14 protein-coding genes are annotated in these 13,838 nt (G+C 74.7%); 6 read left to right on the forward strand and 8 right to left on the reverse strand.

Annotated features, from left to right (window positions below):
- Positions 1–159 precede the first annotated feature (159 nt).
- Complete coding sequence (locus GYH36_RS01950; protein WP_162288950.1) at positions 160–807, forward strand: dihydrofolate reductase family protein; 648 nt, start codon at positions 160–162, stop codon at positions 805–807.
- Positions 808–848: 41 nt separating this feature from the next.
- The gene (locus tag GYH36_RS01955) at positions 849–1,289 is read left to right on the forward strand and encodes a VOC family protein (protein ID WP_162288951.1); all 441 of its coding nucleotides are present in this window, start codon (positions 849–851) and stop codon (positions 1,287–1,289) included.
- A gap of 10 nt (positions 1,290–1,299) precedes the next feature.
- Here the strand turns inward: GYH36_RS01955 and GYH36_RS01960 are convergent, their stop codons facing one another.
- The 4 genes from GYH36_RS01960 to GYH36_RS01975 form a co-directional block, all read right to left on the reverse strand.
- Complete coding sequence (locus tag GYH36_RS01960; RefSeq protein ID WP_024840054.1) at positions 1,300–1,668, reverse strand: DUF2200 domain-containing protein; 369 nt, start codon at positions 1,666–1,668, stop codon at positions 1,300–1,302.
- Between the two features lie 64 nt (positions 1,669–1,732).
- A complete protein-coding gene (locus GYH36_RS01965; RefSeq protein ID WP_024840053.1) occupies positions 1,733–2,311 on the reverse strand; it encodes a DUF6580 family putative transport protein in 579 nt (192 codons plus the stop codon).
- Positions 2,308–2,772, reverse strand: a complete 465-nt coding sequence (locus GYH36_RS20200) for a DUF4430 domain-containing protein (protein WP_024840052.1) — start codon at positions 2,770–2,772, stop codon at positions 2,308–2,310. The genes GYH36_RS01965 and GYH36_RS20200 overlap by 4 nt, the downstream gene beginning before the upstream one ends.
- A 105-nt stretch (positions 2,773–2,877) precedes the next feature.
- Positions 2,878–5,007, reverse strand: coding sequence for a DNA gyrase/topoisomerase IV subunit B (locus GYH36_RS01975; RefSeq protein ID WP_024840051.1), 2,130 nt, complete (start codon positions 5,005–5,007; stop codon positions 2,878–2,880).
- Positions 5,008–5,151: 144 nt separating this feature from the next.
- On the opposite strand from GYH36_RS01975, the gene GYH36_RS01980 reads away from it, so the two are divergent.
- Positions 5,152–5,364, forward strand: coding sequence for a DUF7455 domain-containing protein (locus GYH36_RS01980; protein ID WP_021479923.1), 213 nt, complete (start codon positions 5,152–5,154; stop codon positions 5,362–5,364).
- A gap of 203 nt (positions 5,365–5,567) precedes the next feature.
- Here GYH36_RS01980 and GYH36_RS01985 read toward each other — a convergent pair whose 3' ends face one another.
- The 3 genes from GYH36_RS01985 to GYH36_RS01995 all read right to left on the reverse strand — a co-directional run bounded on the left by GYH36_RS01985 (position 5,568) and on the right by GYH36_RS01995 (position 9,233).
- Positions 5,568–7,151, reverse strand: a complete 1,584-nt coding sequence (locus tag GYH36_RS01985) for an RNA polymerase sigma factor (RefSeq protein ID WP_024840050.1) — start codon at positions 7,149–7,151, stop codon at positions 5,568–5,570.
- A gap of 362 nt (positions 7,152–7,513) precedes the next feature.
- Positions 7,514–7,915 carry a universal stress protein gene (locus tag GYH36_RS01990; protein WP_024840049.1) on the reverse strand — a complete coding sequence of 134 codons (402 nt, stop codon included), beginning with the start codon at positions 7,913–7,915 and terminating at the stop codon, positions 7,514–7,516.
- A 94-nt stretch (positions 7,916–8,009) separates the two neighbouring features.
- Complete coding sequence (locus GYH36_RS01995; protein WP_024840048.1) at positions 8,010–9,233, reverse strand: DUF4192 domain-containing protein; 1,224 nt, start codon at positions 9,231–9,233, stop codon at positions 8,010–8,012.
- Positions 9,234–9,362: 129 nt separating this feature from the next.
- On the opposite strand from GYH36_RS01995, the gene GYH36_RS02000 reads away from it, so the two are divergent.
- Both GYH36_RS02000 and GYH36_RS02005 read left to right on the forward strand, forming a co-directional pair.
- Positions 9,363–9,944 carry a hypothetical protein gene (locus GYH36_RS02000; RefSeq protein WP_143314344.1) on the forward strand — a complete coding sequence of 194 codons (582 nt, stop codon included), beginning with the start codon at positions 9,363–9,365 and terminating at the stop codon, positions 9,942–9,944.
- Positions 9,945–9,993: 49 nt separating this feature from the next.
- Positions 9,994–11,169 (forward strand): polyprenyl synthetase family protein, encoded by a 1,176-nt coding sequence (locus GYH36_RS02005; RefSeq protein WP_024840046.1) that lies wholly within the window; start codon positions 9,994–9,996, stop codon positions 11,167–11,169.
- An 81-nt stretch (positions 11,170–11,250) separates the two neighbouring features.
- Here the strand turns inward: GYH36_RS02005 and GYH36_RS02010 are convergent, their stop codons facing one another.
- The gene (locus GYH36_RS02010) at positions 11,251–11,676 is read right to left on the reverse strand and encodes an Rv2175c family DNA-binding protein (protein WP_024840045.1); all 426 of its coding nucleotides are present in this window, start codon (positions 11,674–11,676) and stop codon (positions 11,251–11,253) included.
- Between the two features lie 91 nt (positions 11,677–11,767).
- Between GYH36_RS02010 and pknB the strand changes: the two genes are divergently transcribed.
- Complete coding sequence (pknB, locus tag GYH36_RS02015; protein ID WP_162288952.1) at positions 11,768–13,801, forward strand: Stk1 family PASTA domain-containing Ser/Thr kinase; 2,034 nt, start codon at positions 11,768–11,770, stop codon at positions 13,799–13,801.
- The last annotated feature ends 37 nt before the right edge of the window (positions 13,802–13,838 follow it).

Here is a 13,838-nt window from a genome sequence, read left to right on the forward strand (position 1 = left end):
TCGAGTGCCAGCCGGGCGAAGGGCTCCGCCGGGTCCCCGACGAGCAGCGCGGGGACGCCGATCCACCTGCACCCTCGGCGTGGCGTGCCGACCCGATGAGTTCGAGGAGCAGCGGCCGTCCTACGTATGACGACGACCACGACTCCACGGGAGCGGGACATGGGACGCATCGAGATCGAGCTCTTCACGACCCTCGACCTCGTCGGTCAGGCGCCCGGCGGGCCGGAGGAGGACCCGGAGGGCGGGTTCGCGTTCGGCGGGTGGCAGGCGCCGCTGCTCGACGAGGTCGCGGGCGGGCAGATCGCCGCGGCGTACGAGGGCACGGACGCGTTGCTCCTCGGGCGGCGCACGTACGACATCTTCGCGTCGTACTGGCCGTTCCAGGAGGGCGGGCAGGACGACGAGTTCGCCACGCTGTTCAACCGGATCCCCAAGTACGTCGCGTCGCGCGGCACGCCGGAGCTGTCGTGGGCCGGGTCGACGGTGCTCGGGCCGGACCTGCCGACCGCGGTGCGGGAGGTCCGCGACCAGCACGAGCACGTCAAGGTCGTCGGCAGCCTCGACCTCGTGCAGACGCTGCTGCACGAGAGGCTGTTCGACCGCCTCGACCTGTGGGTGCACCCCGTCGTGCTCGGCTCCGGCAAGACCGTGTTCGCCGGCGGTGCGGTGCCCACGAACCTCACGCTCCTGGAGCCCCCTGCGCCCAGCCCGACCGGCACGGTGCTCCTGCGGTACGGCCTTGCCGAGGGCACGCCCGGGACGGGCGACATGAGCGAGCCGGGGCGCGGCGTCGACCAGGACGCGTGACGGGCACCCGGACGACCACGACCCCGACGCAGGAGGCCCCCATGACGATCCACCGGCTCGACAACGTGGCGATCGTGGTCGACGACCTCGACGCGGCGATCGCCTTCTTCACCGAGCTCGGCATGGAGCTCGAGGCACGGATGGCGATCGAGGGACGCTGGGCCGAGCTCGTCGTCGGGCTCGACGGCCTGCGCTCCGAGATCGCGATGATGCGCGTCCCGGGCGGTGACGGTCGCCTCGAGCTCACCCGGTACCACACGCCGGAATCGCTCGACCTCGGCCTGGGCACCGCCCCGCCCAACGTGCTCGGCCTCCACCGGGTCATGTTCGCGGTCGACGACATCGACGACACGGTCGCGCGTCTCGGCACCCACGGCGGCGAGGTGCTCCGGGAGATCGTGCGGTTCGAGGACGCGTACCGGCTCTGCTACCTGCGCGGACCGGGCGGGATCATCGTCGGCCTCGCCGAACCGCTCGGATGACCGACGGTGGTCACGGGGCGGGTACCGGCTCCCCGCGCAGGATCGACGACATCTTCTTCCCGCGGGCGAGCTCGTCGACGAGCTTGTCGAGGTAGCGGATCTTCTGCATGAGCGGGTCCTCGATGTCCTCGACCCGGTAGCCGCAGATCACCCCGGTGATGAGCGACGCGTTCGGGTTGAGCGCGGGCGCGCGGTCGAAGAACTCCTCGAGAGTCGTCCCGTCCGCGATCACGCGCCGGAGCCCGGCGTCGTCGTAGCCCGTGAGCCACCGGATCACCTGGTCCAGCTCGTCCGTGGTCCGGCCCTTGCGCTCGACCTTCGTCACGTACAGCGGGTAGACGCTCGCGAAGCTCATCCCGAAGATCCGGTGCCGCGTCATGCGTCCTCCTCGTGCCCGTCGCCCTCGCGCCCCGTTCGGGCGCGGCACACCACGCTACCGCGCGTCAGGCGGGGCGTGCTGCGACGGTGCCGTGCGCCGACTCCAGGCGGTCGGCCAGGAGCGTGCCCGCGGCGACGAGCGGCACGAGCACGAGGTTGCCGAGCAGCATCGTGCGCAGGAACGGCAGACCCGCGGCATAGCTCGCGAGCAGCCCGTCGACGCCCGCCGGGTACCAGACGCCGCGGCCCTGGAGCCAGACCCCGAGGTTGGTCCACGCGAAGAACCACAGCGACCCGACGACGCCGAACGCCGCACCCGCCCCGACGCGGCGCCACCCCGTCGTCCGGCGCGCGAGCAGCGAGCCCAGGCCGACGACGAGCCACGCGCTCCACGTGAACAGCGCGATCGTCGTGTTGCCGAGCACGACGTCGGACGCGACCGTCACCGCGAGCGGCACGACGAACGCCCAGCGCGAGCGCAGCAGGGCCGTCGCCGCGAACGTCGCGGCCGTGACGAGCTCGAGGTTCGCCGGGGCGCCGACGTCGGCGCGCACGAGACGCCACACCACGGCCAGCAGCGCGAGCGCGACGACGAGCGCGACGCGCCACCAGCGCGTCGTCGGTCCGAGCGGCGCGCGCGTCACGAGGTGAACGTCTCGAGCTTCCACGTCAGCTCGTCCCCGTCCTTCGTCTCGAGGGAGCCTGCTCCCACCGTAGCCATCTCACCGTTGACGTAGAGCGCCCAGAACTCCGAGTCCGGGTCCGCCGAGACGCCGCCGACCGCCGTGACGAACGCGTTCTCGCCCTCGCCGGTGACCTGGGCGGTCGGGTCGGCCTCGAGCAGCAGCTCGAGCGCCGTCGCGCCCGCGCGGCCCTCGTACGTCAGGCCCGGCGCGTCCTCGGAGCCGGCCGACGCGTCGTCCGTCGTGCCGTCGGCGGGGGCGCTCGACTCGTCGCCCGCCGTCGCCTCCGTCGCCGACGGCGTGGGCTCGGCGGCGGAGTCGTCGGGCGACGAGCACCCGGCCAGCAGGCCCGCGGTGAGCAGGACGGCGGTCAGAGCGGTGAGCGGGCGCGCCGAGGAGACGCGAAGCGTTCGGAGGGTCACGGCGCCAGCGTACGGAACGCCCGGGCCCGCGCGCCGGGCCGCCCGCCTGGCGGACGGCACCCGCGCGGACGGCCGTCCACGGGCGGACCGCACCCGGCGGCTCCGTCAGACGTCGATGCGCGCGAGGTCCAGCTCGGCGGCCCCGGCGACGATGAACTCCTTGCGCGGCGCGACGTCGCTGCCCATGAGCAGCTCGAACACGCGCTCCGCGGCCTCCGCGTGCTCGGCCGTGACGCGGCGCAGCGTGCGGTGCCGCGGGTCCATCGTGGTCTCCGCGAGCTGGTCGGCGTCCATCTCGCCGAGGCCCTTGTACCGCTGGATGTCGTCCTTGTAGCGGCGCCCGGCCTTGTCGAGCTTCTTCAGCGTCGCCGCGAGCTCCGCCTCGGAGTACGTGTAGATGTACTCGTTCTTGCGGCGCCCCGAGCCGATGACCTCGATCCGGTGCAGCGGCGGGACGGCGGCGAACACGCGGCCCGCCTCCACGAGGGGCTTCATGTACCGGTAGAAGAGCGTGAGCAGGAGCGTGCGGATGTGGGCGCCGTCGACGTCGGCGTCCGTCATGAGCACGACCTTGCCGTACCGCGCGGCCTCGAGGTCGAACGACCGCCCGGAGCCGGCGCCGAGCACCTGGATGATCGCGGTGCACTCGGCGTTGCGGAGCATGTCGCTCACCGACGCCTTCTGCACGTTGAGGATCTTGCCGCGGATGGGCAGGAGCGCCTGGAAGTCCGAGCTGCGCGCGAGGCGCGCGGTGCCGAGCGCGCTGTCGCCCTCGACGATGAACAGCTCGCTGCGGTCGACGTCGTCGCTGCGGCAGTCCACGAGCTTGGCCGGCAGGGACGACGTCTCGAGCGCGTTCTTGCGCCGCGAGATCTCCTTCTGCTTGCGCGCGGTGATGCGCGCGCGCATCTCCGCGACGACCTTGTCGAGCAGGAGCGCGGCCTGCGTCTTGTCGTCGCGCTTGGTCGACGTGAGGAGCGCGTTGAGCTCCTTCTCCACGACCCGCGCCACGATGCCGCGCACGGGAGCGGTGCCGAGGACCTCCTTCGTCTGGCCCTCGAACTGCGGCTCGGCGAGCCGGACGGTGACGACGGCGGTCAGGCCCGCGAGCACGTCGTCCTTCTCGATGCGCTCGGACGAGTCCTTGGTCGACACCTTGAGGCGGCGCGCGTTCGTCTCGACCGCCTTGCGCAGCACCTTGAGCAGGCCCTGCTCGAACCCGCCCAGGTGGGTCCCGCCCTTGGGCGTCGCGATGATGTTGACGAAGCTGCGGACCTCGGTCTCGTAGCCCGTGCCCCACCGCAGCGCCACGTCGACCTCGCAGTCGCGCTGCACGGCCTGCGGCGTCATGTGCCCGCGGTCGTCGAGCACCGGGACGGTCTCCGTGAACGAGCCCGAGCCCGTGAGGTGCCACGTCGCGGTGACGGGCGTGTCCGGTGCGAGGAACTCGACGAAGTCGACCGACCCGCCCGTGTGGACGAACGTCTCCTCGTGCGGCCCCGACTCCCCCGGCGTCCCGGGCACGCCGCGCTCGTCGCGCACCGTGATCTCGAGCCCGGGGACGAGGAACGTCGTCTGACGCACGCGAGTGACGAGCTCGTCGTAGGAGAAGACGGCCGTCTTGAGGAAGATCTGGCGGTCGGCCCAGTAGCGCACGCGCGTGCCGGTGACGCCGCGCTTCGTCTTCCCCACGACCGCGAGCTCCGAGCCGGACACGAACGGCTCGAACGGGGCGTCGGGCGTCGGGCCGCTCGCCGGGTCGGTGAAGACGCCGGGCTCGCCCCGGTGGAACGTCATGCGGTGCGTCTTGCCACCGCGGTCGACCTCGACGTCGAGGCGCGACGACAGCGCGTTGACGACGGACGCGCCGACGCCGTGCAGGCCGCCGGACGCGGTGTACGAGCCGCCGCCGAACTTGCCGCCCGCGTGGAGCTTGGTGAAGACGACCTCGACGCCGGACAGCCCGGTCTTGGGCTCGATGTCCACGGGGATGCCGCGGCCGTCGTCCTCGACGGACACCGACGAGTCGGCGTGCAGCACGACGCGGATCTTCGAGCAGTTCCCCGCGAGCGCCTCGTCGACCGAGTTGTCGATGATCTCCCACAGGCAGTGCATCAGTCCGCGCGAGTCGGTCGTCCCGATGTACATGCCCGGGCGCTTGCGCACGGCCTCGAGGCCCTCGAGCACGGACAGGTGCCGAGCGGTGTAGCTGGACTCAGCGGAGGTGGTCGTCACGGCGGCAAGCCTAGACGAGCGCGCTGACAGCGCCGCGCTCCCCCGCCGTGCGTGGCTCGCATCCCGCGCGAGCAGCGCTTCGCGGGTAGCGAACCAGGGGCTCCCGGAGGACGGATACGCGGGCGTAGATGGTTTGATGTTCACGTGACTGCTACGACGACCACCACCGAACCGCTGACCGCGGCCGACCGCTGCGACCGCTGCGGGGCCCAGGCGTACGTCCGTGTGGTCCTGCCGAGCGGCGAGCTGCTGTTCTGCGGCCACCACGCGCGGGCGCACGCGGACGCCTACACCGACCTCGCGACGTCCATCCAGGACGAGACCGACAAGCTGCTCGCGGAGCACGGCGCGCGCTGACCCGCCGCGCGCGGCGCGGAGGCCGGCTCCACCGCCCGGCCCGCACCGAGAGCCTCAGACGACGAAGGCCCCGAGGAGAGATCTCCTCGGGGCCTTCGTGCGTCCCGGGCCGCCGTGCGCGGCGCCCGCCGGGACCGGCGGCGCCCACGACGACCGGCGCCGGCCGCGGCGACCGGCACGCGGGCCGGTCGCCGGGCGGCGTCTCAGTCCAGGTAGTCCCGCAGCACCTGCGAGCGGCTCGGGTGCCGCAGCTTCGACATGGTCTTGGACTCGATCTGGCGGATGCGCTCGCGCGTCACGCCGTAGACCTTGCCGATCTCGTCGAGCGTCTTGGGCTGGCCGTCCGAGAGGCCGAACCGCATCGACACGACGCCCGCCTCGCGCTCGCTCAGCGTGTCCAGCACCTGGTGGAGCTGCTCCTGCAGGAGCGTGAAGCTCACCGCGTCGGCAGGGACGATCGCCTCGGAGTCCTCGATGAGGTCACCGAACTCGGAGTCGCCGTCCTCGCCCAGCGGCGTGTGCAGCGAGATGGGCTCGCGGCCGTACTTCTGGACCTCGACGACCTTCTCCGGGGTCATGTCGAGCTCCTTGGCGAGCTCCTCGGGCGTGGGCTCGCGGCCCAGGTCCTGCAGCATCTGCCGCTGGACGCGAGCGAGCTTGTTGATGACCTCGACCATGTGCACCGGGATGCGGATGGTGCGCGCCTGGTCCGCCATGGCACGCGTGATCGCCTGCCGGATCCACCACGTCGCGTACGTCGAGAACTTGTAGCCCTTGGTGTAGTCGAACTTCTCGACCGCACGGATCAGACCGAGGTTGCCCTCCTGGATCAGGTCCAGGAACAGCATGCCGCGACCCGTGTACCGCTTGGCCAGCGACACCACCAGACGCAGGTTCGCCTCGAGCAGGTGGTTCTTCGCGCGCTTGCCGTCGTGCGCGATCCACTGCAGCTCGCGCTTGAGCTTGCGGTCCAGGTCGTCGCCCTCGGCCGCGAGCTTCTCCTCCGCGAACAGGCCGGCCTCGATCCGCTTCGCGAGCTCGACCTCCTGCTCGGCGTTCAGCAGCGCGACCTTGCCGATCTGCTTGAGGTAGTCCTTGACCGGGTCCGCGGTCGCACCCGCGGTCACGACCTGCTGGACCGGGGCGTCGTCCTCGTCCGCGTCGGACACGACGAAGCCCGTCTCCTCGGGCTCGTCGCTCGCGGCGCCGGCGGAGGCCTTCTTCGCGCCCGACTCGGCGGCCGCGTCCTCCTCCGTCTCGTCCTCGACGACCTCGATCTCGAGGTCCTCGATCTCGACCTCGGCGTCGTCCTCGTCGTCGCCCTTCTTCTTGGCGCGCGCGGGCGTCGCCTTGGACTTCGCCGGGGCCTTGGCCTTGGTCTTGGCCGCGGTCTTGCGCGCGGGCTTCGCGGGGCTCGACGGCGTCGCCTCGGCCTCGTCCGTCTCGGCGGCGGCCGTCGACGCGGCCGTCGAGCGCTTGGTCGTGGACGCCGACTTCGCCGCGGCCGGCTTGGCGGCCGACTTGGTGCGCGCGGTCGTGGTGCTGCGCGGCGACGCGGCGGCGGCGACCTTCGTCGTGGTCGGGATGTCGACCTCGACGCCGGCGCCCGCGAGCGCGCGGAAGACCGCCTTCAGCCGCTTGGCGTCGTTGACGGCGGCCTGCTCGCACGCGGTGCGGAAGCTCTCGGCGTCCACGCGACCGTTCGCGCTGCCGCGCCGCAGCAGCTCCTGCAGGGCGGGGTGCTCGAACTCTCGCGGGAGTGCGGAAATCGGGGTTGAGGGCGCCACAAACCGACCTTTCGGCAATCAGGGGGGCGGTAGGGCCGCCGGAGCGGGGACGTGAACCGTGAAGTTCGGGGCTCGCAGGGACTCTCACGGTGAGTCGTCGGGCTCTGGCGGATACCTATATTGTACCGGCGATCCGTGCAGCGGACGCCGCGACACGGGGTGATGTGGGACCTGGCCGCCACGCGGCGGCCCGTGAACCGCCTCGGTGCGCGACGTCCGACGCTCGGGTCCTGGCCTGTACAACGGGCGGGACCCCGCGAAGATTCCCGCTCCGGCGGCTCCGCCGCGGCCCGGGCACGCGTCGCCGGGCGCCGCGTCGTCGTCGACGATCCCACCCGGCCCGCGACGAGGGTGCCGCGGCGTCAGGCGCCCGCGGCGCGCTCCGGCTTGACCGCCAGCACCGGGCACGGCGCGTCGAGCAGGATCCGCTGCGCGTTCGAGCCGAGGATGAGCTTGCCCACGGGAGAGCGTCGGCGCAGCCCGATGACGATGAGCTCCGCGGCCGCGCGCTCGGCCGCGCTGACGAGGTCGTCGGCGAGGTCGGACGTGCCCTGCTCGCGCCGCAGCGTCGCACCGGTGCCCGCGAGCCGCTCCTCGACGCGGCGCAGGTCGTCCTCGTGCGCGGCGACGAGCTCCGGCGTGGCCGACGACGCCTCGGTCACGACGACCACGAGCTCGGTGCCCCGGCGGACGGCCTCGGTGGCCGCGCTGTCGAGGGCCTCGCGACCCTCGGGCGTGCTCAGGTGCGCGACGACGACGCTCATGTGTCCTCCGGGTACGGCTCGTGGGTGCGGCCGGCCGCGGGGGCGACCGCAGGTCGTGTTGCGGTCGAACCTACCCGAACCCGCGCGCCGCGGCTCACACGTCGGCGCGCACCCAGCCGGGCGGGACCCCGGCGTCGAGCGCGCTCGCGAGGAGCCGGGCGAGGCGGTGCGCCGGGTCCTCCGCGAGCGCCTCCTCGACCCGGCGCACGGCGCGACCGCCGTCGCCGTGCCACCAGGCGAGCAGCGCGAGCAGCGCGAGCGCGGGTGCGGCGCTCCCCCGCGGCGCGTGCGCCACGACGGCCTCCAGGACCGCCCGGGCGGGGCCCGTGACGGACGGGTCGGGTGCGCGTCCGGCGGCCGGGTCGACGATCGCCGCGATCGCGCGGCCCGTCCCGCTGTCGACGTCGGCGCCGCGCACCGTGCGGTCGGCGAGGTCGCCGGTGCCGGGCACGAGGGACACGAGCACGGCGTCGCGGACCGGGACCGACCCGAGCGCGGCGGCGAGCCGTCCGAGCACGGGCGCGGCTGGGACCTCCGGGGCGAGCGCCTCGCGGGGGGCGCGCCCGGGACGACCCGGACCCTCGGCGGGCGGCGCCTCCTCGGCGCCTCGACGGCCGGGACCCGCCGCGAGCGCGACGGCGGCGCGCCACAGGGCGAGGGCCCGCACGCGGTCGTCCACGGGGTCCTCGCCCGCCTGCGCCGCCCGTGCGGCGCGTTCGTGCGCGCGCCGCGCCGCACGGGCAGCGCGCCGCCGCGCCTCGGCTCCCGCGCGCGGGATGCGCAGCGCGTCCTCGCGCGAGTCTGCGAGCGCCGTGCCGGCGAGCACCATGTGCGCGCCCACCTCGCTGGACTCGAGGTCGCGCAGCGGGCGCCCCGCGGGCGGGCAGCAGTCGTCCTCGGCGCAGTCGAGCGCGTACCACCCGGTCGACGACACGACCCACGCCTCGACCGGCCCGACGTGCGGCTCGACGGCCTCGCGGCAGTGCTCGACGGCGGCCCGGGCGCGCGCGACGCCGTCGCCGCCGGTGCGCAGCGGGGCGTCGGTGTAGCCGGTGCGCAGCGGGGCGTCGGTGTAGGCGACGAGGACGACCCGTTGCGCGCCGTCGGCCGCGAGGTGCCCCACGACGGATCGCGCGACCTGCGGCCCGTGCTCGAGGTCCGCGAGGTCGGCCACGTCGACGCGCACGACGAGGCCCACGCGGCCGCGCGGGGGCCGCAGCCCCACGAGGACGACGCTGTCCCGGGGCCGGTAGCCGAGGCGGTAGGGGACGTAGGCGAGCAGCTCGCGCGGGCCCTGGGCCCGGATCACGGTGGTCATGGCACCCATCCCAGCCGGGCGCGGAGTCGCACGGGGCTGCCGGGCGCGGCTGTGGACGGGGCGCGAGCCTGTGGTCGACCGTCGGGGCCGGTGGTGGCTCGCGGGCGCGCGGGTGGCTACCGTGTGCGCGTGCTCCCCCGAACCCGAGCGCGCTCGCGCGGCGCCGTCCTGCCCGCCGGCCGTGCCGCCGTCGTCCTCGCCGTGGGGGTCCTGGGCGCGGCGCTCGCCGGCTGCCAGGCGGACCTCGACGACGTCCAGGGCGCCGCCGCGGCTCGCGACGCGCACGCGGAGCGAACCGCGGACGCCCCGGACGCCGGCGGCTCCGCCGGCACGCCGCTGCCCGACTACGACGCCGCGTCGGCGGTCGGCGACCTCGTCGACGGGTTCCCGAGCGACCTCGTGGCGATCCCGCCGGGGGCGCAGGTGCTCGCCAGCTCCGCGCGGCCGTCCGCGGACGGCGCGCTCGTCGACGTCACGCTCAACCTGCGGTCCGCGGACCCGGTCGAGACGCTCACGGCCTTCTACACCGACGCGCTCGGCGCCGCGGGGTTCGAGGTCTCGCCGTCGACCGTCCCGAGCGCCCTGACGTCGCTCACGACGTTCGTGCGCGCGTCCCGTTCCGAAGGTCCGACGGAGTCGCTCGCGGTGGGCGTCTTCGACGACGAGACCGAGCGTCTCGTGACGATCAGCGGGCAGGTCGCCGCGGGCTGACGCGCGGTCCCGGTGCCCGCGAGGCGGGCCGACCGCATAGGCTGCCCCCGTGCCGAACCCGTCGCTGCCGGCCATGCCGCCCGCCCCGTCCGTGCCCGATCCCGCCGCGGGTGCCGCCGGCGCGAGCCCGACCGCCCTCGTGGACCGCGAGGGCGTCCGCGCGGGCGTCGACGAGGCGCTGCGCGCCGCGTCCGCGGGGCTGCGCGACGAGCTCGTCGCCACGCACCCGGACGCGGACGAGCTCGCGGACGCGACGGACGAGCTGCTCACGGGCGGCAAGCGGCTGCGCGCCGCGTTCTGCTACTGGGCCTGGCGCGCGCACGGCGGCGACCCGCACGGCCCGCACCGCGGCGTGGTGCTGCGCGGCGGCGCCGCGCTCGAGCTCTTCCAGGCCGCGGCGCTCTTCCACGACGACGTCATGGACGCGTCCGACACGCGTCGCGGGCACCCGACGGCGCACCGCGCGTTCGGCGCGCGGCACCGCGGCCTCGGGTGGTCGGGCGACGCGGACCGCTACGGCGAGAACGCCGCGATCCTGCTCGGCGACCTCGCGCTCATCGCGAGCCACCGCGAGATGGGCGACGCGCTCGACGGCGTGCCCGCGCCCGTCGCGTCGAGCGCGCGCGGCGTCTTCGGCCGCATGCAGACCGAGGTCATCGTGGGCCAGTACCTCGACGTGCAGGCCCAGGTCCTGCCCTGGGGCGACGACCCCGCGGCGGACGAGGAGCGCGCCCGGGCCGTGATCCGCTCGAAGTCGGCCCGCTACAGCGTGGAGCACCCCATCGCGCTCGGCGCCGCGCTCGCGGGCGCGGACGACGCCGCGGTCGCCGCGACGAGCGCGTTCGGCCTCCCCGTGGGCGAGGCGTTCCAACTGCGCGACGACGTGCTCGGCGTGTTCGGCGACGCGCGCGTCACGGGCAAGCCCGCGGGCGACGACCTGCGCGAGGGCAAGCGCACGGTGCTCGTCATCCGTGCGCTCGCCGCCGCGACGCCGGCGCAGCGCGCGCTCCTGCTCACGCACCTGGGCGACCCGGAGCTCGACGCGGGCACGGTCGAGGACCTGCGCGCCGTGCTCGTCGAGACGGGCGCGCGCGACGCCGTGGAGGCGCTCATCGCCGAGCTCACCGAGCAGGCCGCGGACGCGCTCGACCGCGCCGGCCTCGCCGAGCCCGGGGCCACGATGCTCGGCCTGCTCGCACGGGCGGCCGTCGAGCGCACGGCCTGACGCGACCGGGCCGTTGGGCGGAGGGCCCCTCCGCCCGACGGAGGCGGGGCGCCTCCGTCCGGCCGAGGTAGGGACCTCGGGTCAGAGCTCGGACTGCGCGACGCGCCGCACGCGCGCCTTGTGGCCGCTGAGGAGCGTGTCGAGCGGGGCCTCACCGAGCTCGTCGTGCGGCGTGAAGAGCCACTCGATGATCTCCGCGTCCTCGAACCCGGCGTCGGAGAGCACGACGATCGTGCCCTGCAGGCTCGACAGGACGCCGACGCGCCCGCTGTCATCAGGACGGCCCGCGTTGGCCGGGTCGACGAGGTGCAGCGGAACGAGGAACCGCGCGGGGACCTGGAAGGTCGTGCGCTCGCCGCGCTTCACGCCGACGACGCGGCGCTCCTGCACGAGGCGGCGCACCTTGCCGACGTCGGTGCCCAGCGCCTCCGCGACGTCCGGGAGGGTCAGCCACTCGCCGACCAGGTCGTCGAGGGCGGGGCGGGGGCTCGGGTCGTGGTCGGTCACCGGGCAAGCCTACGGCGTGCCTCCACACGACACCCACGCCGTGCGCGCCGCGCTCACCGGATCGTGACACCCGTCCACCTAGACTCTCCTCGTGGCCACCGTGACGACCGATCCCCTCGTCGGCCGCCTGGTCGACGGGCGGTACGAGGTCGTCTCGCGCATCGCGCGAGGCGGCATGGCGACGGTGTACCTGGCGGTGGACCGGCGGCTCGAGCGCGAGGTCGCCCTCAAGGTCATGCACGCCCACCTCGCCGAGGGCGCGTCGGGGGCCGACTTCGTCTCCCGCTTCCGCCGCGAGGCGCGCGCCGCCGCGCGGCTCACGCACCCCGGCCTCGTCGCCGTCTACGACCAGGGTCTCGACGGCGACACGAGCTACCTGACGATGGAGTACGTCGCGGGCACCAACCTGCGGCGCACGATGCTCACGGAACGCACCCTGCCGCTGGGTCGCACGCTCGACGTGCTGGAGGACGTGCTCGACGCGCTGGCCGCCGCGCACCGCGCGGGCCTCGTGCACCGCGACATCAAGCCGGAGAACGTGCTCCTCGACACCGACGGGCGGCTCAAGGTCACCGACTTCGGCCTGGCCCGCGCGGTCAACGAGGTCACCGCCACGACGACGGGCACCATCCTCGGCACGGTCGCGTACCTGTCCCCCGAGCTCATCGCGACCGGCGCGTGCGACGCGCGCACGGACGTCTACGCCGTCGGCATCCTCGCGTACGAGATGCTGCTCGGCACCGTCCCGCACACCGGCACCACCCCGATCCAGGTCGCGTTCCAGCACGTCAACAACGACGTGCCCCCGCCGTCGGACGTGGCGCCGTGGATCCCGCCGGAGGTCGACGACCTCCTGTGCGCGCTCGCGGCGCGCGACCCGGACGACCGTCCCGCGGACGCCGGCGCGGCCCTCGCGCTCGTGCGCTCGGTGCGTGCCGCGCTCGACCCCGCCGACCTCGAGCGGCGCGTCGACCCGCCCGCGGGCGGCGCGCCGGAGGCCGCCGCCGTCGCCCAGGGTGCCGGGCCGGCCGACGACGAGCACCGCTCGACCGCCGCGACGGCGTCGCTCGCGACCCTCAGCCTCCAGGACCGCGAGGCCGCAGGCCTCACGGAGCCGCTCGCGGTCGGGCACGTCGTCGCGCCGACGACCCGCCCCGGTCCCCCGCCGCCCCCCGCTCCCCCGCCGTCGTCCCGGCGCCGGGCGCGCGGCCGCGTCGTCGCGTGGTCGCTCGTCGTGCTGCTCCTCCTCGCCGGCGCCGGCGGCGGCGCCGCGTGGTGGTTCTCGTCCGGGCCCGGCGCGTACACCGAGGTCCCGGGCGGCCTCGTCGAGGCGTCCCGGACCGAGGCGACCACGGTCCTCGACGACGCCGGGCTGCGGCACACGATCGAGGAGCGCTACGACGACGCCGTCCCCGAGGGCGCGGTCGTCGTGACGGACCCCGCGTCCGGCGAGCCCGTGCGCAAGGACGGGAGCGTGCTCCTCGTCGTCTCGAAGGGCGTGCGGATGCTCACCGTGCCGACGGGCCTCGTCGGCGCGACGGAGGACGAGGCCACGGCCGCGCTCGAGGGCGCGGACCTCACGGTCGGCGACCCTGTCCCGCAGTCCCACGACGAGATCCCGTCCGGCCAGGTCATGGCCGTGACCGACGCCGAGGGCAACGCGGTCGAGGAGGGCGCCACCGTCCGCCACGACCTGCCGATCGTGCTCACGGTGTCGTCCGGCCCCGCACCCGTCGTCGTCCCTCAGGTCACGGGGTCGGAGAAGGCCGCCGCCGTGCAGGCGCTCGAGGACCAGGGGCTCGTCGCCGCGGTGACCGAGGAGTACTCCGAGTCCGTCGGCACGGGCCTGGTGATCCGCCAGGACCCGGAGCAGGGGTCGGACGCACACCGCACGGACACCGTGAACGTCGTCGTCTCGCTCGGCCCCCCGCTCGTCGAGGTGCCCAACACCTACTCGATGAACGTCAAGGCGGCCGAGAAGGCGCTCACGGACGCGGGGTTCCGGGTCGAGGTCCGCCACCCGCAGGGCATCAGCCCGCTGAACATCGTCTACTCCCAGGACCCGGCGGGCGGCGACGGCCGGACCGCGCCCAAGGGCTCGACCGTCGTCATCAACGTCTTCTGACGCACGCGCGGCGGGGTCGCCCACGGTGCGTGGGCGA

Source organism: Cellulosimicrobium composti, from assembly GCF_010287905.1.
GTDB classification, from domain to species: Bacteria; Actinomycetota; Actinomycetes; order Actinomycetales; family Cellulomonadaceae; genus Cellulosimicrobium; species Cellulosimicrobium composti.

Coding starts and splice junctions, on each gene's coding strand:
- GYH36_RS01950 (WP_162288950.1), top strand. CDS start 160: ATGGGACGCATCGAGATCGAGCTCTTCACGACCCTCGACCTCGTCGGT.
- GYH36_RS01955 (WP_162288951.1), top strand. CDS start 849: ATGACGATCCACCGGCTCGACAACGTGGCGATCGTGGTCGACGACCTC.
- GYH36_RS01960 (WP_024840054.1), bottom strand. CDS start 1,668: ATGACGCGGCACCGGATCTTCGGGATGAGCTTCGCGAGCGTCTACCCG.
- GYH36_RS01990 (WP_024840049.1), bottom strand. CDS start 7,915: ATGAGCGTCGTCGTCGCGCACCTGAGCACGCCCGAGGGTCGCGAGGCC.
- GYH36_RS01995 (WP_024840048.1), bottom strand. CDS start 9,233: ATGACCACCGTGATCCGGGCCCAGGGCCCGCGCGAGCTGCTCGCCTAC.